At 53.2% G+C, this 22,496-nt stretch carries 20 protein-coding genes; 8 read left to right on the top strand and 12 right to left on the bottom strand.

Features of this window, described 5'->3' with window-relative positions:
* The first annotated feature begins 193 nt into the window (after positions 1-193).
* From hemA to kdsA, 6 genes are all read left to right on the top strand, one after another.
* Entirely contained in the window at positions 194-1,456 is a 1,263-nt protein-coding gene (hemA, locus tag CKQ54_RS14855; RefSeq protein ID WP_120162522.1) for a glutamyl-tRNA reductase, read from the top strand.
* Between the two features lie 32 nt (positions 1,457-1,488).
* Positions 1,489-2,586 (top strand): peptide chain release factor 1, encoded by a 1,098-nt coding sequence (gene prfA / locus CKQ54_RS14850; RefSeq protein WP_112288708.1) that lies wholly within the window; start codon positions 1,489-1,491, stop codon positions 2,584-2,586.
* On the top strand, positions 2,586-3,419 hold the full coding sequence (prmC, locus tag CKQ54_RS14845; protein WP_120162523.1) for a peptide chain release factor N(5)-glutamine methyltransferase: 834 nt from the start codon (positions 2,586-2,588) through the stop codon (positions 3,417-3,419). The genes prfA and prmC overlap by 1 nt, the downstream gene beginning before the upstream one ends.
* 64 nt (positions 3,420-3,483) lie before the next feature.
* Positions 3,484-3,876: a SirB2 family protein gene (locus CKQ54_RS14840; protein WP_112288706.1), complete on the top strand. Its 393-nt coding sequence runs from the start codon at positions 3,484-3,486 to the stop codon at positions 3,874-3,876.
* A gap of 2 nt (positions 3,877-3,878) precedes the next feature.
* Complete coding sequence (sirB1, locus tag CKQ54_RS14835) at positions 3,879-4,688, top strand: invasion regulator SirB1 (RefSeq protein ID WP_112288705.1); 810 nt, start codon at positions 3,879-3,881, stop codon at positions 4,686-4,688.
* A 94-nt stretch (positions 4,689-4,782) separates the two neighbouring features.
* The gene (gene kdsA, locus CKQ54_RS14830) at positions 4,783-5,637 is read left to right on the top strand and encodes a 3-deoxy-8-phosphooctulonate synthase (RefSeq protein WP_120162524.1); all 855 of its coding nucleotides are present in this window, start codon (positions 4,783-4,785) and stop codon (positions 5,635-5,637) included.
* A gap of 50 nt (positions 5,638-5,687) precedes the next feature.
* Here the strand turns inward: kdsA and dauA are convergent, their stop codons facing one another.
* Complete coding sequence (gene dauA, locus CKQ54_RS14825; RefSeq protein WP_120162525.1) at positions 5,688-7,367, bottom strand: C4-dicarboxylic acid transporter DauA; 1,680 nt, start codon at positions 7,365-7,367, stop codon at positions 5,688-5,690.
* Between the two features lie 271 nt (positions 7,368-7,638).
* On the opposite strand from dauA, the gene CKQ54_RS14820 reads away from it, so the two are divergent.
* On the top strand, positions 7,639-8,745 hold the full coding sequence (locus CKQ54_RS14820; protein ID WP_120162526.1) for a GGDEF domain-containing protein: 1,107 nt from the start codon (positions 7,639-7,641) through the stop codon (positions 8,743-8,745).
* A 45-nt stretch (positions 8,746-8,790) separates the two neighbouring features.
* Here the strand turns inward: CKQ54_RS14820 and CKQ54_RS14815 are convergent, their stop codons facing one another.
* The 10 genes from CKQ54_RS14815 to CKQ54_RS14770 form a co-directional block, all read right to left on the bottom strand.
* Positions 8,791-10,110: a cytochrome c gene (locus CKQ54_RS14815; protein ID WP_120162527.1), complete on the bottom strand. Its 1,320-nt coding sequence runs from the start codon at positions 10,108-10,110 to the stop codon at positions 8,791-8,793.
* A gap of 18 nt (positions 10,111-10,128) precedes the next feature.
* Entirely contained in the window at positions 10,129-11,733 is a 1,605-nt protein-coding gene (locus tag CKQ54_RS14810) for a GMC family oxidoreductase (RefSeq protein ID WP_120162528.1), read from the bottom strand.
* Positions 11,726-12,310: a sugar dehydrogenase complex small subunit gene (locus CKQ54_RS14805; RefSeq protein WP_112288699.1), complete on the bottom strand. Its 585-nt coding sequence runs from the start codon at positions 12,308-12,310 to the stop codon at positions 11,726-11,728. The genes CKQ54_RS14810 and CKQ54_RS14805 overlap by 8 nt, the downstream gene beginning before the upstream one ends.
* Positions 12,311-12,388: 78 nt before the next feature.
* On the bottom strand, positions 12,389-12,865 hold the full coding sequence (locus tag CKQ54_RS14800; protein WP_120162529.1) for a GlcG/HbpS family heme-binding protein: 477 nt from the start codon (positions 12,863-12,865) through the stop codon (positions 12,389-12,391).
* A gap of 391 nt (positions 12,866-13,256) precedes the next feature.
* A complete protein-coding gene (locus tag CKQ54_RS14795; protein WP_120162530.1) occupies positions 13,257-14,804 on the bottom strand; it encodes a serine hydrolase domain-containing protein in 1,548 nt (515 codons plus the stop codon).
* An 85-nt stretch (positions 14,805-14,889) separates the two neighbouring features.
* A complete protein-coding gene (locus CKQ54_RS14790) occupies positions 14,890-15,675 on the bottom strand; it encodes an ABC transporter ATP-binding protein (RefSeq protein ID WP_120162531.1) in 786 nt (261 codons plus the stop codon).
* Positions 15,672-16,502, bottom strand: a complete 831-nt coding sequence (locus CKQ54_RS14785; protein WP_095922004.1) for an ABC transporter ATP-binding protein — start codon at positions 16,500-16,502, stop codon at positions 15,672-15,674. The genes CKQ54_RS14790 and CKQ54_RS14785 overlap by 4 nt, the downstream gene beginning before the upstream one ends.
* A complete protein-coding gene (locus tag CKQ54_RS14780; RefSeq protein WP_112288694.1) occupies positions 16,502-17,428 on the bottom strand; it encodes an ABC transporter permease in 927 nt (308 codons plus the stop codon). The genes CKQ54_RS14785 and CKQ54_RS14780 overlap by 1 nt, the downstream gene beginning before the upstream one ends.
* Positions 17,425-18,438, bottom strand: coding sequence for an ABC transporter permease (locus CKQ54_RS14775; RefSeq protein WP_112288693.1), 1,014 nt, complete (start codon positions 18,436-18,438; stop codon positions 17,425-17,427). Before CKQ54_RS14775 ends, CKQ54_RS14780 begins: the two co-directional genes overlap by 4 nt.
* Entirely contained in the window at positions 18,435-20,030 is a 1,596-nt protein-coding gene (locus CKQ54_RS14770) for an ABC transporter substrate-binding protein (protein ID WP_120162532.1), read from the bottom strand. The genes CKQ54_RS14775 and CKQ54_RS14770 overlap by 4 nt, the downstream gene beginning before the upstream one ends.
* A gap of 250 nt (positions 20,031-20,280) precedes the next feature.
* Here CKQ54_RS14770 and CKQ54_RS14765 point away from each other — a divergent pair, with 250 nt between their 5' ends.
* Complete coding sequence (locus CKQ54_RS14765; protein ID WP_120162533.1) at positions 20,281-21,393, top strand: dipeptidase; 1,113 nt, start codon at positions 20,281-20,283, stop codon at positions 21,391-21,393.
* 76 nt (positions 21,394-21,469) lie between these two features.
* Here the strand turns inward: CKQ54_RS14765 and ydgH are convergent, their stop codons facing one another.
* Positions 21,470-22,423 (bottom strand): DUF1471 family protein YdgH, encoded by a 954-nt coding sequence (ydgH, locus tag CKQ54_RS14760; RefSeq protein WP_112288690.1) that lies wholly within the window; start codon positions 22,421-22,423, stop codon positions 21,470-21,472.
* Positions 22,424-22,496 lie beyond the last annotated feature (73 nt).

Below are 22,496 nucleotides of genomic sequence, written 5' to 3'. Positions count from 1 at the left end.
ACAGCAGAAGCGTTGGATGATCTCAACCCTGCGCAGATGATCGGCGATCAATTCGTTTTGGGACAATGCTGATGTGTAAAAGGATTTAACCGAAGGTGCTGTTCGCCTTTTATTGATCTCGCGCATCTTGTAGAATGCGCAGCAGACGTAAACCCATACTATTATAAAGTATAAGCCGATAACCGCTCCCGATATGACCCTGCTTGCATTAGGTATCAACCACAAAACAGCCCCGGTGTCTCTGCGTGAACGGGTAACATTTTCACCCGAGACTCTCGATCAGGCGCTTTCCAGTCTGCTCCAGCAACCGCTGGTGCAGGGCGGAGTCGTGTTGTCTACCTGTAACCGCACTGAGTTGTATCTCAGTGTTGAGCAGCAGGAAAATCTGCAGGAACAGCTGGTTAAGTGGTTATGCGATTACCATCATCTGAGTGAAGATGAAGTCCGCAAAAGCCTTTACTGGCATCATGATAATGAAGCCGTCAGCCATCTGATGCGCGTCGCCAGCGGACTGGATTCACTGGTTCTCGGTGAGCCGCAAATTCTCGGGCAGGTGAAGAAAGCCTTTGCGGAATCGCAAAACGGTCAGGCCGTTTCCGGTGAACTGGAACGTCTGTTCCAGAAATCCTTCTCGGTGGCCAAGCGTGTCCGTACTGAAACGGATATCGGTGCCAGCGCCGTCTCTGTGGCGTTCGCTGCCTGTACGCTGGCGCGCCAGATTTTCGAATCCCTTTCAGATGTGAATGTGTTGCTGGTCGGTGCGGGTGAAACCATCGAACTGGTTGCGCGTCATCTACATCAGCATAATGTGCGTCACATGATGATTGCCAACCGTACGCGCGAGCGTGCGCAGTCGCTGGCGACGGAAGTGAACGCAGAAGTGATCAGCCTGCAGGATATCGATTCCCGCCTCGCTGAAGCCGACATCATAATCAGTTCCACCGCCAGTCCGTTGCCGATTATCGGTAAAGGTATGGTCGAGCGTGCATTAAAAGCCCGCCGTAACCAGCCAATGCTGATGGTGGATATCGCCGTTCCGCGTGATATCGAACCGGAAGTCGGCAAACTGGCGAACGTCTATCTGTACAGCGTCGATGACCTGCACAGCATCATTCAAAACAATCTTGCACAACGCAAAGCGGCGGCCATTCAGGCTGAAACTATCGTGGAGCAGGAGAGTTCAAACTTCATGGCCTGGCTGCGTTCGCAGGGAGCCGTTGAAATTATTCGTGATTATCGCTCGCGTGCTGATATTATTCGCGCCGACGCACAAGCAAAAGCTCTCGCCGCCATTGCGCAGGGCGCTGACGTCGAAGCGGTGATCCATGAATTAGCCCATAAATTGACAAACCGTCTTATTCACGCGCCAACCCGTTCTCTGCAACAGGCAGCCAGCGACGGTGATGTGGAGCGTTTGCAAATTTTACGCGACAGCCTCGGGCTGGGTCAGCAATAGTTCTCCTTTTCTCACAGGGTTAAACACCACGCATGAAGCCTTCTATTGTTGCCAAACTGGAAGCGTTACAAGAGCGCCACGAAGAAGTGCAGGCGATGCTTGGCGATGCCAGCGTTATTGCCGATCAGGATAAATTCCGCAGTCTTTCCCGCGAATATTCACAGTTAACGGCTGTTTCTGAATGTTTTCTGGCCTGGCGTCAGGCGCAGGAAGATTTAGAAACCGCTGAGATGATGCTCAACGATCCTGCTCTTAATGATAAAGAAATGCGCGAAATGGCGCAGGATGAGATCAAAGAGTGCAAAGCCAATATCGAAGAACTCGAAGAAAAATTACAGCTTCTGTTACTGCCAAAAGATCCGGACGATGAACGCGGTTGTTTCCTGGAAATTCGTGCTGGAACCGGCGGTGATGAGGCGGCTATTTTCGCCGGTGACTTATTCCGTATGTACAGCCGCTACGCCGAAATGCGTCGCTGGCGTGTAGAGATCGTGAGCGCCAGTGAAGGTGAGCACGGCGGTTACAAAGAAGTGATCGCCAAAATCAGTGGTGAAGGCGCTTACGGCCAGTTCAAATTTGAGTCAGGTGGTCATCGCGTTCAGCGTGTACCGGAAACCGAATCTCAGGGGCGTATTCATACCTCCGCCTGTACCGTAGCGGTGTTGCCTGAAATTCCTGAAGCCGAACTGCCAGAAATCAACGCCGGTGATTTGCGTATCGATACGTTCCGTTCATCTGGCGCGGGCGGTCAGCACGTTAATACCACCGATTCGGCTATCCGTATTACGCACATTCCTACCGGTATCGTGGTGGAATGTCAGGACGAACGTTCTCAGCACAAAAACAAAGCCAAAGCGATGTCAGTGCTGGGAGCGCGTATCCGTGCTGCTGAAATGGCGAAACGTCAGGCTGAAGAGTCTTCAACACGCCGTAACCTGCTCGGCAGCGGCGATCGTTCAGACCGTAACCGCACCTACAATTTCCCGCAGGGGCGCGTTACCGATCACCGTATCAACCTGACTATTTATCGTCTGGATGAAGTGATGGAAGGTAAACTCGACAGTCTTATCCAGCCGATCGTGCAGGAGTATCAGGCCGATCAGCTCGCCGCACTTTCAGAGCAGGATTGATGGATTTTCAGTCCTGGCTGCGTGACGCCACCGGTCGTCTGGCTGCGGGTGAAAGCCCGAAGCGTGATGCTGAAATCTTGCTCGGCTTTGTGACTGGCCGGGCAAGAACTTTCATCATGGCTTTTGGTGAAACACAACTTTCCGCTGAACAGCTTCAACAGCTCGAAACCCTGCTGGCGCGACGTGAGCAGGGTGAGCCGGTTGCGTATCTGACCGGAGAACGCGAATTCTGGTCGCTGCCTCTCTCTGTTTCTCCTGCCACATTAATCCCTCGTCCTGATACCGAATGTCTGGTCGAACAGGCGCTGGAACGTCTGCCGTCTGAACCTGTCAGTATTCTCGATTTAGGAACCGGCACCGGTGCCATCGCGCTGGCTTTAGCCAGTGAACGGCCTGACTGCCAGGTCACCGGGATTGATCTGCAACCCGATGCTGTCAGCCTGGCGCAACACAATGCACAGAAGCTAAATATCCTGAATGCGCAGTTTTTGCAGGGCAGCTGGTTTACGCCGGTTGCCGGAGAACGTTTTGCACTGATTGCCAGTAATCCCCCTTATATTGATGCCACGGACTCGCATCTGTTTCAGGGAGATGTGCGTTTTGAGCCCGCGAGCGCACTGGTGGCAGATAATGCCGGTCTGGCTGATCTCGCACATATTATTGCCGCTGCACCCGCGTATCTTCAGAAAGGCGGCTGGTTATTGCTTGAACATGGCTGGCAACAGGCGGCGGATGTACAAAGACTTTTCCAGGATGCTGGCTATCAGCAGGTGATGACCATCAAAGATTATGGCGGGAATGATCGTGTCAGCCTCGGACAATGGCAGCCATAACGACGCATCATCAATTTCTAAGAGCATCACTCTTTAAGTACAACTGACAGAAAGGAAACAGACAATGGCGTCGTATGTCTGGATTAAAAATCTGCATTTGCTGACAATCACGCTGAGCATTACGCTGTTTGTCCTGCGATTTTTTTGGAAATGGGCGGGTTCTGCTATGATGCAGAAACGCTGGGTGAAGGTTGTTCCACATATTGTGGATACTTTACTGCTATTAAGTGGTATTTCGCTTATCTTCATCACACACTTTTATCCGTTCAGCCCACAGGGAACCTGGCTGACCGAAAAGATTTTTGGCGTTATTATCTATATTGCGTTGGGTTTTGTAGCCCTGAGCAAGCGACCAGTGAGTCAGAAAACCCGCTGGCTGGCCTTTATCCTGGCGCTTGCTTGCCTGTATGTGATTCTTAAACTGGCGCTGACGAAAATACCGCTGCTAATGGGATAACTATGAGTACCCTTGCTGATTTTGAATTTAACACCGCCCGGCTCAGTGCCGGGGTGATCAAAGTAACAGAATCCGTGCGTTTTGATTTTAATCCGGACGAAGTTCGCCATCAGTTGCAATTGCTGGTTGATGAAGCGCGCAGCGTCGTTCCTGCGGATCTTGATCAGGATCAGCAGCTCGAAGTGTTGATTGAACTGTTTTACCGTACCTGGGGTTTTGGTGGCGCGGGGGGCGTTTATCGCCTGTCGGACGCTATCTGGATAGACAAAGTATTGTCATCACGCCAGGGAACCCCGGTTTCGCTGGGGGTGATTTTCCTGCATATCGCGCATGAGCTTGATCTGCCGCTGATGCCGGTTATTTTCCCGACACAACTTATCATGCGTGCCGACTGGCTCGATGAAGAAATGTGGCTGCTCAATCCAATCAACGGCGACACGCTCAATGAGCACATGCTCAATGTGTGGCTGAAAGGCAATCTGGGTGTGACGGCGGAAATCGAAGATGATGATCTCGATGAAGCGGAAAATACGCTTATCGTGCGTAAAATGCTCGACACGCTTAAAGCCGCATTGATGGAAGAAAAACAGTTTGAACTGGCTCTTCGTGCCAGTGAAACCGTATTACAGTTCGACCCGGAAGACCCGTATGAAATCCGTGACCGTGGGCTGATTTACGCCCAGCTGGAATGTGATCATGTGGCGATCAACGATCTTAACTATTTCGTTGAACAGTGCCCGGAAGACCCGATTTCAGAAGTGATTAAAGTGCAGATCCACTCGATTGAGCACAAGCAAGTGACACTCCATTAATTTATAATTACCTCTCGTTCCATCTGATAAATGTTGATAAAACAGCCGGTTGCGGCAGATTCAGATGAAGGATTTTTTACTAAAAGGCCAAAGTATGAAACATAAAGTGGTTAGCATTCAGGACATCAAAGTCGCCAACGACCTGCCGTTTGTGTTGTTCGGCGGGATGAACGTACTGGAATCTCGCGATATGGCGATGCGCGTCTGTGAACATTACGTCACCGTGACCCAGAAACTCGGTATTCCTTACGTGTTCAAAGCGTCTTTCGATAAAGCCAACCGCTCATCTATTCATTCTTACCGCGGTCCGGGCCTGGATGAAGGTATGAAAATCTTCCAGGAACTGAAAAAAGCTTTCGGTGTAAAAATCATTACTGACGTTCACGAATCCTGGCAGGCACAGCCTGTTTCTGAAGTGGTTGACGTGATCCAGCTGCCAGCGTTTCTGGCGCGTCAGACTGATCTGGTTGAAGCCATGGCGAAAACCGGCGCTGTCATTAACGTGAAAAAACCACAATTCGTCAGCCCGGGTCAGATGGGTAACATTGTTGATAAATTCAAAGAGGGCGGCAACGATCAGGTTATCCTGTGCGATCGTGGCAGCAACTTTGGTTACGACAATCTGGTTGTCGACATGCTGGGTATGAACGTAATGATCAACGCCACTGGCGGTCATCCGGTCATCTTCGACGTGACTCACGCACTGCAAACACGTGACCCGTTTGGCGCAGCATCCGGCGGTCGTCGTGCTCAGGTAGCAGAACTGGCACGTGCGGGTATGGCGGTCGGTATTGCAGGCCTGTTCATCGAAGCGCACGAAGATCCGGAACACGCGAAATGCGACGGTCCTTCTGCATTGCCGCTGGACAAACTGGAGCCTTTCCTGGTGCAAATGAAAGCTATCGACGATCTGGTGAAAAGCTTCCCGGCACTCGATACCAGCAAATAATCTGTCTCAGCCGGATAAAACAAAGGCGACCTTCGGGTCGCCTTTTTCGTTTAGTGGTGATTGTGAAGGGCATCCTGCAGGGAACTATAGAAACTGAGTTTTCCTTCAACCGGTTGCATTCTGGCACGGGCCATGGTTTTCAGGGGCTGGAAGGGGATTTCGGCAAGCCGCAGTTCGGTACCTTCCGGTAAACCGTCGATATAGTGCTGCAACGCATTAACGCCACCGGCATCAAGAACAGCCACACGATCCCACAGCAAGACAATCACTTGCTTACCGGAACTGCGTGCCTGTAATTCACTGAACAGGCGCTCAGCCGCAGCGAAGAACAGCGGACCGTTAACACGCAGTACCAGCGTATTTTCCGCCGTTTCGCCAGGGACTTCCGTCAGCCGCGTCAGTTTCGCTATCCGACGCATAAACAGTAAAGACGCCATCACGATACCGGCAGTAATGGCAATCACCATATCAAACAGCACCGTCAGGCTCATGCAGGTCAGCATCACCAGAATGTCGTCTTTCGGTGCGCGGCGCAGGATATCCACCACTTTATGCGCCTCGCTCATATTCCACGCCACCATCAGCAGCAGCGCGGCCATCGCCGCCAGCGGTAACCAGGAAAGCAGCGGCGCGAGAATAAGCAGGGCGAGGATCACCAGCAAGGAGTGGATCACAGCAGACACCGGCGATGTCGCACCGGCACGAACGTTAGCGGCGGATCGGGCAATGGCCGCCGTCGCCGTAATACCGCCAAAGAAAGGGCTGACCATATTGCCAATACCCTGACCGATCAGTTCATTGTCCGAATGGTGTTTCTTGCCGGTCATCCCATCGAGAACCACAGCACACAGTAACGATTCAATTGCACCGAGCATTGCCATGGAAAACGCAGCGGGCAGCAGCGCCTGCACCAGAGACCAGCTCAGTCCGCTGCCATCGGGTTGAGTCCACGGCAGGGCGAATTGCGGCAAGATAGGCGGGATGCCGTTACCTTGCGAGCCATCCGGTAACAGGAAATGAAAGCGGGAACCGATAGTCGCAACCGGATGCCCGGCCTGCATGAAAATCGCCATTACCGCGCAACCGGCCAGCAGCGCCGGAAGATGGCCGGGAACGCGCAATCCCAGTTTCGGCCAGAGGATTAAGACCCCGAGCGTCACAATGCCAATCGCTGCATCGCCCATATCCAGCGTTGGCAATGCCATCACCAGCGCGGCCACTTTACTCAGATAATGTTCAGGCACCGTCGCCATCGTCAGACCAAAGAAATCCTTGAACTGCATCGTCCCGATAGTAATCGCAATGCCGGAGGTAAACCCGAGCGTGACGGGCAACGGGATATATTCAATCAGCCTGCCAAAACGCGCCAGCCCCATTAGCAGCAACATAAAGCCGGACATCAGTGTCGCCAGCAACAGGCCGGATAAGCCGAATTGCTGCGAAACCGGATAGAGGATCACCACGAATGCCGCGGTCGGGCCTGATACGCTAAAGCGAGAGCCGCCGAAAATAGCGATAATTATCCCGGCTACCGCTGAGGTATAAAGTCCGTACTGCGGCGGAACGCCACTGCCAATGGCCAGCGCCATCGCAAGGGGGATAGCGATAATCCCGACGGTTACGCCCGCAATGGCGTCTTTGAGTAAACGTTGAAAGGTATATTTTTCACGAAAACAGGCGTCGGTCAGAGCACTGAAAAGTCTGATGCGGCGACTTCCTGAGATATTCATAGGGCGTAAACCACCTGGGAGAAGAATTGATAATAACCCGGTATTCCTTCACCGGAAAAGTCACAGCCTACGCCGGTCTGACTTGGGTTACGTAGATATAAATCAAGACTCGATAACACTTTCCTGCGTAGTCTTCATTTTATTGTAACGGGTGGCAATGTGATGTGCCGCCAGTTATTTTACATGCGAATACGACGAAGGCATTCATCATCTATATTTATGTTAATACCCGTGAATCGACAGGTAATAGCGTGAGAGGACGCATTTAATTATGCCGGATATATTTTCGCTGACCAGCCTGTATGCGGATATTTGTGTCACGTACGCCACGCTCTCGATCAGCTTTTTTGTCCTCAGCCGCAGTGAGCCTTTTACCTTCAAAGGGTCGTACTGGAAACGCCTGGCCTTCGGCCTGGTGGCGGGCATCACGTCGCTCTATTTGCGGGGCAATCAGCTGGCGCTAACGGACAGCCTTTCTTTTAGTTTTGAAATGTTGCCGATGATTTTAGTGACTTTTTTCGGCGGCTGGCTCAGTGGGTTATCCAGTTATTTCGTGGCATTTTTCTTCAGCGGTATGTTCACGCTTAATAATCTATTTATCGCAATAATCCTCTGCACCCTGTTTTTATTCCGTGTCTGGCAACGGCGGAAACACCGTGAACTTTACATTACCATTGTGCTGATCGGTATTTTCCGTCTGGCGCTGGTTTCCGGATTGCATGGCATTAAGGTGCCATGGACGGAGCTGATTTTTTATCAGCTGGTGGCCGCATTCTGCATGATCCTTTGTTATCACGCGCTGAATTATAAAGAAATCTACATGAGCAAAGTGTTCACCATCCGCGTGAAGGCGGCGACTGATGAACTGACGCAAATTAACAACCGGGCCAGTATTGATTACTGGCTGGCGCAGCGGCAAACGCAGCGGGAAGCCTGCGGCTTAATTCTGCTCGATATCGATAACTTCAAACGGGTGAATGATACCCTTGGGCATCTGGCGGGCGATCGGGTATTAATTGAAGTAGGACGTTTATTACGTCACCTGACACGCAATGAAGATTTCGCCGGGCGTTACGGCGGCGAGGAGTTTCTGGTCATGACGTCGGCTTATGACCCGCCGACGCTGCTGGCTATAGCGGAACGCATCCGCCAGGAAGTCGAAAACTGCGTGATCATTCTGGAAGATGGCAGGGAACTTAAAGTGACGGTGTCATTAGGCGTGTCATTGTATTTGCCGGGAATGATTATCCGCAAGTCGCTAAAACTGGCGGATTTATCATTATATGAGGCCAAACGGCAGGGCAAAAACCGCGTGGTCGCCAGCTCGATCCTGACACTGGCTACGCTCGGTACGAAACGTCATTATTCCAGAATGTAAAAAGGAGCCTTAAAAGGCTCCATGGGTTTGTTATCAGAAAGCAGATTACTTCTGCGTTCCTTCTTCAATTTTCGGCGGATACTTCAGGTCAGCCGCTTCACGCATTTTTGCAACGTCTTTGGCGGTGACAGTTGCCGCTGCCGGATTTCCGAATTGCGTGCTGACATAATTACTCAGTGTCGCAATCTGCTCGTCATTCAGCTGATTGGCAAACGACGGCATCATGATTTCGCCCTTATCCATATGACGCTGCACGCCATTAAGGATAACGGAAACCTGATTTTTGTTGTCGTAAGAACCGGTACTGGTATGACTGAACAGCGACGGATACGCATGGAAGCCCTCGCCGCTGCCTTCACCGCCTTTGCCGTGACAGGCTGCGCAGCTGGCATTAAACAGGGCGGCGGCTGACTGGTCGATTGTCTGACCTTCAGCACGCAGCGGATAAACGTCCTGATTTTTCTGGCCCCATTCATCGCGCGGTTTGGTTTGCTTGTCATCACCGATCGCCGGAACCGAGCGGATATAGGTCGCAATCGCGTTCAGGTCATTGTCTGTCAGATGTTGCAAACTGTGCTCGATGGCTTCAGACATCGCACCGGAAGCTGACGCTTTGCCCGCCACAAAACCGGTTTTCAGGTAAGTTACCAGTTCCTGCTGCGACCAGTTGCCGATCCCGGCGTTTTTGTCCGGCGTGATATTAAACGCCACCCACGAGCCTAAATCACCGCCGGAAAACGCTTTATCGGTATCCATGCCCATGGTCAGCGTGCGCGGTGTATGGCAGGTGCCGCAGTGTTCCAGCGCTTCCACCAGATATGCGCCGCGATTCCAGTCCGCTGATTTGGACGGATCGTTTTTCAGCTCGCCTTTATCGAAGTTAAACATCTTCCACACGCGCATGCCCCAGCGCTGGTTAAACGGGAAAGACAAATCCGTTTGCGGCCCGGCGGAATGTACTGCTGGTTGCGACATCAGATAGGCTTTGATCGCCAGTACGTCTTCACGTTTCATTTTGGTGAAAGAATCGTAAGGCATTGCGGGATACAACTGCTGTCCGTCTTTGCCGACGCCTTCACGCACCGCGCGAACGAACTCATCGTCACTCCAGCTGCCGATACCAAATTCCTTATCAGAAGAAATATTGGTGCCGTAAATCACCCCGAAAGGGGATGCCAGCGGATAACCGCCGCCAAACTTCGCGGTTTTATCTGCACCCGGTGCGGTGTGGCATGCGGTACAGTCACCGGCTATTGCCAGATACTCACCGCGTTTAATCATCTCCGCATTGCCTGCTGCATCATCAGCCCAGGCGCTGGCTGCTGCCATTATCGGCAGCGCCGCCAGCACGAATTTCATTTTCATTGCTCAATCCTCAGAAAATCAGGCCAGGCTTTTCAGCACCGCGTCAGCCATACGTAATGCCAGCGCGGTTCCGGACAGCGTGGAATTCACTGTCGAAGCAGAAGGCATAATGCCGGTACCGGCAATAAACAGGTTCGGGTGGTCATGCGTACGGCAATTTCCATCCACCACGGAATCTTTCGGGTCGCTGCCCATGATCATGGTGCCGGTAATGTGCTGGTTGTTGTCGTAAACGCCACGTTTGCTGTACACCACTTCGGTGCCGCCCATCTCTTTGACGATTTTCTGGAAGTCGAGCATCGACTGGTCATAGCCGCGGTGAACGTAGTCCGGGAATTTGTAGTGAACCTCCAGACGCGGGATCCCCCATTCGTCTTTTTCGGTCTTGCTCAGTACCACGCGGTTTTCAGGCTCCGGCAGCATTTCCAGCAGGCATTTCAGCTGAATAAAACGCTCGGACTGATAGGTCAGTTTGTCGTTCAGCGCTTTGCCGTAATATCCCTGACGTACCAGGCGCTCGGTCAGATAACGCACCGGCGAGGTGTTGGCGACGTCGATACGTAACGCAGAGCGTTCGCGGCGGAAATCACCATCACGCAGATTATTGATACTGCCCGGACGCATCGGGCCGCGACCGAAATACACCGGTTCATCGGCATAGAATTCAACGGAAGTACCCGGGTGATCCATCAGGTTGCGGCCGACCATACCGGAACTGTTGGCGATACCGTCCGGGTATTTGTCACTGGTGGACATCAGCAGCAGTTTCGGGCTTTCGATGCCGTTGGCGGTCAGCACGAAGCGTTTGCCGGTGACTTTGTGGGGCACTTTGTCTGCATCGAGATAATGCACGGCCACGATTTCACCGCTGTCATTGGCTTCGATTTTGTACACCACGGCGTTGGCAATCACGCGTACACCGGCTTCAATGGCTTTGCGCGCGGAGATACCGCCGTGATATTGCGCGTCAATCGGACAGACAGGCATACAGTTGTTGTTGCCACAGCAGGCAGGACGGCCATCGTAAGGAATACTGTTGCGCGCCTGTGGGCCGATACCCAGGATGTAACCGAGTTTGGCAATGCGTTTACTGATGCGGTCGAACCCGTAAGGCAGCGGAATACCCGGCAGCGGATAAGGCTGTGAGCGCGGGGAGTCCAGCGCATCATCACCCGAAACCCCCATCTGAATTTCCGCTTCGGTGTAATACGGCTCCAGCTCTTCATAGCTGATTGGCCAGTCGCGACCCACGCCATACAGCGTTTTGATCTTCATGTCGTTTGGCAGCAAACGGAACGCCTGTCCCGCCCAGTGCCAGGTCGTACCGCCGACACCGCGCAGATATTGCGCAGCATAGAGATCCGGGCCTTTCTGGATCAGATAGTTGTTATCTTTTGGCTGGAACTTCGGTTGCGGAGCCCAGGGTTTGGGCGGATACGGCTCGGTGAAATCGCCTTTCAGCGGTGACTGACGGAACAGTTCTACCGCTTCATCGCGTTTAATCACCGGCCCTGAATCGAGCATCAGCACGGAAACGCCGGCTTTCACCATTTTCAGCGCAGCCAGCGAACCGGCGATACCCGCACCAATAACAACGACATCTGCATTCAGTGCATCAGCCATGAGCAATCACCTCCGTGGAATTTTGTTGCAGTGCAGCAGGCTTGTTGACCCAGAAATTCGGTTCACCCGGCGCATAACTTGGCGGCAGCAGGTTATTTTTCAGCAACTGATAGCTGACGATATTTTCGAATCCGATACATTTCTGGCTGCCAGGCTGACCGACCACACCGAGATACCAGCCGCTGACCAGTTGCTGATACAGCTGCGCCAGCTCTGCCGGTTGCGTGGCCAGCAACTGATGCAAATCTTCACCGACAACATTTTTGTGCGTGGTGATCAGCGCCGAAAGGGCATCCAGCTGCGTGTCGAGCTGCGTATTATTTGATGACTGATGATTTTGTGACTGATGCAGCCAGCTGTAGAGCGCCTGAGCGAGGTGCGGTTCGAGCGTGTCCATGCCGGTCAGCTGTTTAGAAAGTGCCATAAAACTGTCTGGCATTGTCACAGCAGAAGCCAGCGGTGGCGCGGCATGGGCGAGGGTGGCAAATACGCCACCGCCCAGCATCTGGCTACCGATACCCGCAACCATGACGCCCGCAGTGCCGAGTATCCACCGGCGACGAGAGAGATTGATCATGCTGAAAGTCCGTAAATGTTCCGTATAAAACGGCCACGGGCGTGGCCGTCAACAAGAAGGAGTAATTAAAAGTGCCTGTTATTTCAGGACGCTGGCCGCTTTTTCTGATGACTGATTATCGATGTCCTGCTTCGGTGTGCTGACACCGACTGCACCAACCACTTCACCGTTGATGGTCAGCGGGAAGCCGCCACCCAGTGCCACGGCGTGCGGGATTGCCAGCACGGTAGTTTCACCGCCTTGCAGGCGCTGCATGAATTTCAGCGAAGGAGCGTGATACAGCGCTGAAGTGCGTGCTTTACCGATGGAGGCTTCGATGCATCCGGCAGGAGAGCCGTCCAGACGCTGGAATGCCAGTAATGAACCAGACGCATCAACAACAGCAACGCAACCGGTGCTGTGTTGCTCAGCAATGGTCGATTTAACACTGTCGATGACTTTTGCAGCCTGCGCGCTATCGAGCTGAGGATGCCCGGCGGCGAAAGCGGAAGTGGCAGAGAATAATAAAGCGGAAGCACAAATCACAGCACGTGCTGTGTGTTTTTTAACAGACATAGACTCATCCCTTGTAGCGGTAGCAAAACATTGCTTAAAAAAGATCTGGAAAAATAATTGCATTAAATCAATATCTTTAAAATTCAGTGGCGTCATGAGCTGAACACTTGATGTGTTTCTTAATACCATGCAGATGAAGCGGGTATTGAATTTTGTTTCCCAGATGTTAATTCAATTAACAAGCGTGAAAAAGTGACGGTTGCGGGTGGTAACTAATTTTCAGGAGATTTTGTGAGGGTATTTTGGGCAAAACGGGCTTGCAGGCCTTGTTAAATAAGGACTGAACATTTTGTGCGGTTATGTACCAGATGATCCGTTTGTATTAATAAATTGTGATGAAGTTAACAAAAAAGCCTCCGCTAAGGGAGGCTGTAGAATAACGCGTATTGGATTACTGACCCGGCTGCCAGCTGCTGCGGCATTCGTCGCGGCGGAAGCTCAGCACACGGCTGCGGTTTGAAATGAGTTTGACGTTGTAGCCCTGGAAATAAAGACAGAAGGTTTTCTTCCACGGGCCGTCGGGAAGTTCCACCAGCAAACGGCCAGCCCCCAGCGAGGTTAGCTGGCCGCTGGCGCGCTGAGTGCCAACGCCAGTCCGCAGTTTGTCGCCGTCGATATCAAAGGCGGCTTTTGACTCAGGATGATACCAGCGCCCCTGAACCATCTTCAGGCAGTCATTGGGCTCAATCGGCCGGAAATAACGTGGCGCGTGGCCGATTTCCCCTTCAATGGCATGACCATTCCAGCGCAAGCGCATCGGCATATGCGCCGAAAGTGTAATGGCCTCACCGGCATCTTCGCCCTGATACAAGTTATCGGCGGAACCGAGATAACTGGCGGTGCCGTTACTGACTTTCAGCCAGTAAGGATCGGCGATGCTGGAATACAAACCGTCCGGCAGGGCGTCGCTGCGGGCGGGAAGCGGTGATGCGAGTAATGCGGACATCACTTCCAGTGCGTGCGTATAGGCAGTGGTATCTTCACGGTTGGACACCAGCGCGATGCCCGCGTCCAGTTGCGGGTGAAGCAGGAAATAGGTTTTGTATCCTGCATGTGAGCCGCCATGGCCGTAAACCGTATGTTCACCGATTTGCGACGAGGTGGTTCCCAGCCCGTAAGCGGAAGGGATATTGCCGTGCAGATGGCGTTGCGCGGTCAGCGTTTTCAGCACGCCTGCACCCGGACCGCTGTCTGCCAGCAGGCTCTGCAGCCAGACGGAAAGCGACCGTACGCTGCCGGTCAGACTGCCGGAAGCCGAAAGATGTAATCCGGCGACCGCTGTTTTCCAGCCGCTCGTGTCCTGCCAGTAACCGGGCACCAGATTGGGCACAATATCAAACCAGGTTTCCGGCGCGCGGAAGGCTACATCAAGCGGACGCGCGATGTGTTCCGCCAGCAAATCGTCAAACAAAATGCCTTTTTGCCTGAGGATTTCTTCCACCAGCCGGTAACCGGTATTGCTGTAGGAAATCTCGGTGCCAGCGGGGAAATTCAGCGCGCCGTCCTGCGCGAGAAATCCCATAATCGCCTCCGCATCGCTGACGTTATAAACCGAAATCCCCAGCAGGGAGAGCGTTTCCCGTACATCTGGCAACCCGCCCGTCATGTCCAGTGCCTGACCGACAGTCACTTCAGACATCGGCGGTTTCAGGTCAGGCAGATACTGACCGAGGCGGTCTTGCGTTGAAAGTCCGGCATCACTTTTCAGTAAGGCCAGCGCCGCGAAAATATGCTTGGTGACTGAAGCATAGCGAACCACGGAATCAATGCTGAAGGGCTGCGAAGTGGTCAGATTGGCCAGGCCACCGGTGGCGAAACCGCGCAGTGTTTTACTGTCGAAAAGAGTGATTGCCCCGCCGGGCTCACCGGGTTTATCCCAGTTTTGAGTGATGCGTTTTGCTGTCGCCTCAGCGGCTTGCCACTGTAAATCAGAGGTCATGAGAATCTCCACAGACTGTCTATCAGTGAATAAGAGGGCAGCCGGACTGCCCGTGAGACCGGAATAATGTCCGTTTGTGCAACGGTTATTCGGGCTCCTCTAAACTGAGACTTAACGATCGTAGTTCTGCTGTATGCGGGTGGGTGACGTTGCCCGTCCGTAAATCGTCTGCGCTCAGAAGCTCGACCATTTCACCACCAATCATTACGCCAATGCTGGTGCAAAGATGCGTTACCACGGCCAGATTGTGGCTGACGAGAATATAAGTCAGTTTCCGCCGTTCACGCAGGTCGCTTAGCAGATTGAGGATCTCCGCCTGAACCGACACATCCAGCGCCGAAGTCGGTTCATCGAGCAGTAAAATTTCCGGTTCCGAAATCATTGCCCGCGCAATGGCGACACGCTGACGCTGTCCGCCGGAAAGCTGATGCGGGAAACGAAAACGCACCGCCTGCGGCAGACCGACTTCGCTCAGGGCATCGGTTATGCGCTTCTCAATGTTGAGAAAACCATGCACGATCAAAGGTTCGCTGAGAATGCGGTCGATGGTCTGGCGCGGATGCAGCGAACCGTACGGATCCTGAAACACCATCTGCACGCGGCGGAAGAAGCGTTTCTGGCGTACCGGCAGTTGATCTTCACCGCCGATTACCATTTCTCCTGACCATGACTGATTCAGTCCGGCCAGCGCGCGTAAAATGGTCGATTTTCCGGAGCCACTTTCGCCGACAATCCCGAAGCATTCGCCCGGCGCAACGCTGAAACTCACGCCTTTGACCACTTCGGTCTCGCCAAAAGCAATCCGCAAATTGTTGAGAATGATTTTGTTGTTATCTGCATCCTGATAGAAAAGAGGGGATTGGTCAGTCATGAGGTTTTCCATGCTTCGTCACGCACCAGAACCGGCAGTCTGTCACGCGGATGTTTCAGCGACGGCAGACATTCCAGCAGCCCGCGGGTGTAAGGATGTTGCGCTTTCAGCAGGTCGCCCGCCTGTAATGTTTCGACGATACGGCCTGCGTACATCACGGCCACGCGGTCGCAGAATTTGGATACCAGCGGCAAATCGTGGCTAATCAGGATCAGCCCCATACCGCGACTGGATACTAAGTCATCCAGCAGGCGTAAAATCTCGGCCTGCACGGTGGCGTCCAGCGCGCTGGTCGGTTCATCGGCAATCATCAGTTCCGGATCCGGTGCCAGCATCATGGCAATCATTACGCGCTGGCCCATACCGCCGGACACTTCATGCGCATAGCGTTCGGCGACTTTATGCGGGTCACGGATACGCACCTGATCCAGCAATTCTATGGCGGCGTTCATCGCCTGTTTTTTCGAACCGCCTTTATGTGTCTGCCACGCTTCCGCCACCTGTTTACCAATGGGCATGACCGGATTGAGCGAGTATTTCGGATCCTGCAAAATAAATCCGACGCGTTTGCCGCGTATCTGCCGCATCTGCTTTTCACTGGCGTTGCGCAAATCAATACCGTCGAAAGACAGCGTTTCAGCACGGCATTTTGCACTTGAAGGCAACAGGTTCATCAGGCAACGCGCGGTCAGGGATTTCCCCGAACCGCTCTCGCCGACAATCCCGAACTTTTCTTTACCCAGTGACAGCGAAACGCCGCGAACTGCGTCGAAACTGCCGCTGTTGGTCTGAAAGGTAATATGCAGATCTTTGATATCAACCAGCATCATTTCTCCTTAGGATCGAGGACGTCGCGCAGGCCGTCGCCGAGGAAGTTAAACGCCAGTGAAGTGACAAAAATCGCAATGGCTGGGATCAGCGGCACCCACCATTCGCTGAACAGGAAACGGCGCGCAGTGGCAATCATCGCGCCCCATTCCGGCGACGGCGGCTGAGCGCCCATCCCCAGAAAACCCAGGCTGGCAGCGGTGATAATGATCGAACTCATATCCAGCGTGATGCGCACCACCAGACTGGGCACGCACAGCGGCATGATATGGCGAAGCACAATACGCGCCGGTGTCGCGCCGGTCAGGCGGCAGGCGGCAATATAATCCGTGCCGCGCACCTGCATAGTTTCAGCGCGGGCGAGACGGGCATACGGCGGCCAGGCAGTAAGGGCGATCGCCAGAATGGCACTTTCGATACCAGGCCTGAGTGCAGCCACAAAGGCCAGAGCCAGGATCAGACGCGGGAATGCCAGGAAAATGTCGGTGATGCGCATCAGAATACGGTCAAGCAATCCGCCTGCGTAACCGGCCACGCAGCCGATCAGCAGGCCAAGCGGGGCAACAATCGCCACCACAATAATCACCATCCCGAGCGTGATACGTCCGCCATAAAGAATACGGCTCAGGGTATCGCGTCCCAGTTCGTCGGTACCCAGCCAGTGCAGGGAAGACGGTTTTGCCAGACGGTGTGCCAGATCCTGTGCACCCGGATCGTAACTGGTCAGCCACGGCGCACAGATGGAAATCAGCAGGACGATAAGCACGGTGAACAGACCGGTAACGGCCAGCGGATTTTTGCGCAGACCAAGCCAGATGCGGTAACGACGGCCCCAGACGGCTTGTGTCCGGGTATGCGGCGTATCCGCCAGCAGCCAGGCACGGCTGCCCGCGCGGGGTTGAGGTGTGACAGGAAGAGTGCTCATTTTACGCGGGGATCCAATAGTCTGTAGAGAAGGTCGGCCAGCAGGTTAAGCAGCACGTAAATCGCGCCAATCAGCAGCGTGGAGCCGATCACCGGGTTCATATCCGCATTCATCAGCGAGACGGTGAGGTATTGCCCGAGGCCGGGCCAGGAGAAGACGTTTTCAGTCACGACTGCGCCTTCCAGCAAACCGGCATACGTCAGTGCAAGCACCGTAATCAGCTGTACGCCGACCGTCGGGAAAGCATGTTTCCAGATGACGCGTTGCGCAGAAAGCCCTTTGGCGCGGGCCGTTATCACATATTCTCCGCCGAGTGCGTTGAGCATAAAAGTACGGGTCATGCGGGTGATGTAAGCCATGCTGAAATACGCGAGGATCAGCACCGGCTGGGCCATATGCGCAAGGGCATCCCAAAATGCGCCCATGTCACCGGCCAGCAGAGAATCAACGGTAAGCAAACCGGTGACTTGCGGGATCATGTCCTGATAGATGATGTCCTGACGCCCAGGTCCCGGCGCGATACCCAGCGCGGAATAGAAAATCAGCAGGCTGAGCAGCGCCAGCACAAACACCGGCAGGGAGTGACCGGCCAGACACACTACGCGGATCGTCTGATCAATCCAGCTGCCCTGACGCGTTGCCGCCCAGACGCCCAGCGGAATACCGACAATAGCGGCGATAATAATGGCCGCCGTCGCCAGTTCCAGCGTTGCCGGGAAAAAGCGCGCGATATCGGTGGTCACCAGATTGGAGGTCAGGGCAGAACGGCCTAAGTCACCGTGAAATACCTGACTGAGATAATGGAAGAACTGCATCCAGAGGGGCTGATCCAGCCCCATTTCATGACGAACCCGTTCGACGACTGCCTGCGGGGCATTATCGCCAACCGCAGCCAGAACCGGGTCTGTCGGCATCACGCGACCGATGAAAAAAGTCACCACCGACAGACCAAACAAAGTAAGACAAACGCTGATGCAGGTACTCAGAAATCCTTTGAGTCTCTTGCTCACGCTTTAACAACCTTCTCGTAAGGGCTGGTGCTCATTACTGTTAATACCACGCCGGAAATCACGTTTCGGCAGGCGGCGGTCATGGTGGGTTGCAACATGATGGCAAACGGGCTGTTTTCCATATGTCTGGTCTGCAACTCTTCGTAGAGTTTGATGCGGGTGGCCGGATCAGACTCTTTCAGCGCTTTGGTGCTGAGATCTGAAATGTCTTTATCCTGCCAGCTGCAACGCCATGCCAGCGTGCGGCTCTTGGCTTTGTCGGTGTTATCCGGGTTGCTGCAGAAGGCTTCTGCATTGGAGTTCGGATCAAAGTAATCCGCGCCCCACTGGGTCATCGCCAGTTGCTGCTGGCGCGCACGCATTTTAGTCAGCACCTGACGGCTTTCGGCAGCCAGCAGCGTGACTTTAATCCCGACTTCGGCGAGGTTAGATTGCAATGCCTGCACGATGTCAGAAGAAGGCGAGGCGGAGTAGTGATCGAGGGTGATTTCAAAACCGTTTGGGAAACCGGCTTCGGCCAGCAGCGCTTTGGCTTTTGCCACATCACGTTTGTACATAATGGTATTCACCGCCGCAGGGAAACCTTCCGGCAGGAAGCTCTGGTGGATTTTGTGGGTCAGCGGCACGATATGCTGCTGGATGTTTTCGTAATCGATGGCCCATTTGATCGCCTGCCAGACCTGCGGTTTGGCAAGATTCGGATGCGCGGTATTGGCAGAAAGCATAAAGGTGCCGGCAATGCCTTTCTGTACCAGCGTGAAGTTTTTGTCCTTCAGCAGAGGACGTAACTGTTCGGTGGTCAGGTTACGCGCGATATCTATATCGCCTTTCTGCAACATGAGCAACTGGGCAGAAGGATCGATGATGTGACGCATGATGATGCGCTGGATTTTGCCTGCGTGCGGGTTGTTTTTGTTGCTTTCGAGAATCACGGATTCGCTGACTTTCCAGTCGCGCAGTTTGAAAGCACCAGAACCGGCGCTGTTTTTCTTCAGCCAGGCGTTACCCAGATCGTCACCTGCCTGATTGGCCAGGCAGGCAGATTTTTGCACGATACTGCCCACGTTCGCGGTCAGGCAATACAGCAGGAAGGATTCAGAAGCAGGTTCGGTGGTCTGGATCACCAGCGTTTCGGCGTCCGGTGCGGTAATCAGGCTGTCGACGTTATCTTTGGTATAGCCAAACTGGTTGATGATGTAGGCCGGGCTCTTGTCGAGTTTCACCACACGCTGCAGGGAAAATGCGGCGTCTTCGGCGGTCACAGGTTTTCCATCGGCCCATTTTGCTTTCGGGTCGAGTTTGAACGTGAAGGTTTTTTTATCGTCGGAAGCGGTCCATGAAACAGCCAGATCGCCTTCGATTTCATCAGGGGAGGCCAGTTTTGGTTTCACCAGTTGCTGGTACATATTGCCGGTAATTTCACTGCCCACGGACTCGAAGCTTTCATGCGGATCAAGGCTGGTAATGATATCAAGCTGGATAGCCATCACCAGAATTGAGGCCGGTGTGGCAGCAAACACAGCATCGAATTTCAGGTAGGACAGAACAGGTATTGCGGAAAAACCGGTAACAAATTGACGCCTGGTAACCATAACTACTCCCATCGTGTTGATATATAAAAGTAAAATTAAAAATTACGTTGGCCAACCCTTGACTTAACTCCGGGCAACTGGCTTAAATGAAAAACTGTTGCTTTACACATCCCGACGTTTCATATCGAAAAAACTAATGTGAAGCGTACTGTGCTTGTTCTTTGCTGGTGCAATTTCACGCGGTGAGTGCACCCTGTCGGAACAAATCTCCGTTGTCTTAGCCATGCTCAATCAAAGGTAGACCTTTTTTATGAATAACGTAGCGCACGGAACTGAAGAATTAATGCCGGTTTTTGATGGACATAACGATGTTTTGCTACAACTTTGGAACGAACATCGTCAGGATCCTGCACAGACATTCCTTCAGGGACCCGCCAGCGGACAATTAGACCTGCCGCGCTGTCGTGACGCAGGCTTTGCCGGCGGGCTTTTCGCCGCCTGGGTGCCTACTCCTGAAGTAGATCTAGCAATTAGCGTGCCTGATCGTACTGTGGACACCCGTTTTCTGCCGGAAGGTACTCAAAAGCATCCTGATTTTTCCCCGACACCTTCTTTCGATTTTGCACGTGACGTCACATTTGGCATGATGGCGTTCCTGCTCAGAATCGAAGAACAGTCACAGGGAAAGGTGAAAATTTGTCGTACCGCGCAGGAAATCAGACAGTCGATAGATAACCATGCATTAGCTGTGGTTATGCATATCGAAGGGGCGGAAGCGATAGATGAGGATTTATATAATCTGGATGTGCTTTACAGTATGGGGCTGCGTTCTCTCGGGCCAGTCTGGAGTCGCCCGAACATTTTCGGCGAGGGTGTGCCATTCAAATACCAGACATCGCCGGACACCGGACCGGGGCTGACCGATGCGGGTATCCGGCTGATCAAAGCCTGTAACCAAAAACGCATCATGATTGATTTGTCACATCTGAACGAAAAAGGGTTCTGGCAGGTGGCTGAACTGAGCGACTCGCCGCTGGTGGCCAGCCATTCCAATGCGTTCAGCATATGCCCGATGTCGCGTAATCTCACTGATAAACAGCTTGGCGCAATCAAAGAGAGCAGCGGTTTTGTCGGGCTCAATTTTGCTGTGCCATTCCTGCGTGAAGACGGCAAACGCAGCGACGATACCGGCACAGACATTATGGTGCGTCATGTGGATTATCTGGTTGAACATCTGGGTGAGGATGGCGTGGGCTTCGGTTCGGATTTTGACGGGGCATCGATGGCACCGTTTATGAAGGACGTACGCGGTCTGCCGGTGCTGGTTGAAGCACTGCGAAAAGCGGGGTATGGCCAGGCGTTGCTGGAGAAAATCTGTTACAAGAACTGGATTAATGTGCTGGAACGTACCTGGGGGCAGTAAGGCTGCGGGAAATATGTTCGCGGCAAAAGAAAAGGCAGCCATTTCTGGCTGCCTTTTTGCTGTTTCGGGCTCAGACTTATTTGAAGAAGTCTGCACTGATGGTGAGGTTGCCACCGCTTTTGTTCTGCCACTGACGAGTGATGTGGTAGAACTTGGCGCCTTTGGCAGCTGCACGGTTTGCCACTTCCTGTGAAACATCCGTGGTGCTGTTAAAGTGACCGGTGAAGGTCGTGGAGTCAAACGGCACCATCTGAGCGGCGGTCACGTCATTCACTTCCTGAATTTTCGCGCCGTTGGTTGCTGTGACGGTGTAACGTTTACCAGTAGACGACTGTGTTTCGAAGAAACGGCCGACTTCACGGCTTGGACTGCCGGAAGATGCTACGCCTGGGATCTCAACTTTCTTCGCTTCTGCGCCACCGGCTGCCAGTGCTGCACGGCCTGCATCAGAATCGGCAGGAATAGCATCAGGAGACTGAACCACGCGTTTTGGCGCATCTTTCTTATAAATAAACGCAGTGATGTACTGGTTGCCGCCGCTGTTGGCATCAATCTGGCGGACGATGAAGAAGGAATAAGCCCCTTTATCTTTCGCCGCTTTTGTAATGGCATCGTTAACGTCTGGCTGGCTGCGATAGAAACCGCTGACAGTCACAGTATCAAAAGGCTCAAGTCCATAAGCGACGTCTTTCGGCAGCTCTACCACGCCATTAATGACGCGATAATGGGGATCTTTGCTCACTTCCGGCGCATCTTTTTTATAGATATCTGCCACTACACGCCAGTTACCGCTATTGTTAGTGCTGTTGGTATCTTGAATATAAAAATAATCTGCACCCAGCGTATCGGCACGGCGGGACACGGCATCAGCCGCATCGCCCAGCGTGTTGAAACGCCCGGTAATAACAATGCGATCAAAAGGCTTAATGGCTGCAGCTTTCTGTGGGCTAATTTCCTGCGCGGCATGTGCAGCCGACAGCGCAGAAACAGAAAACAGGGCCGATGCGATGATCGTTTTTGTCAGCTTCATAAAAAATCCTTTCACCTTGCGCAGTAATGTTGAAACGTGCTGAATTCTTGATGTGTAACAGGTTAGCGGCCGA

This window comes from Rahnella variigena (genome assembly GCF_003610915.1).
Taxonomy (GTDB): domain Bacteria; phylum Pseudomonadota; class Gammaproteobacteria; order Enterobacterales; family Enterobacteriaceae; genus Rahnella; species Rahnella variigena.
The sequence above is the reverse complement of the archived record's forward strand: the minus strand, read 5'-3'. Positions and strand labels throughout refer to the sequence as shown.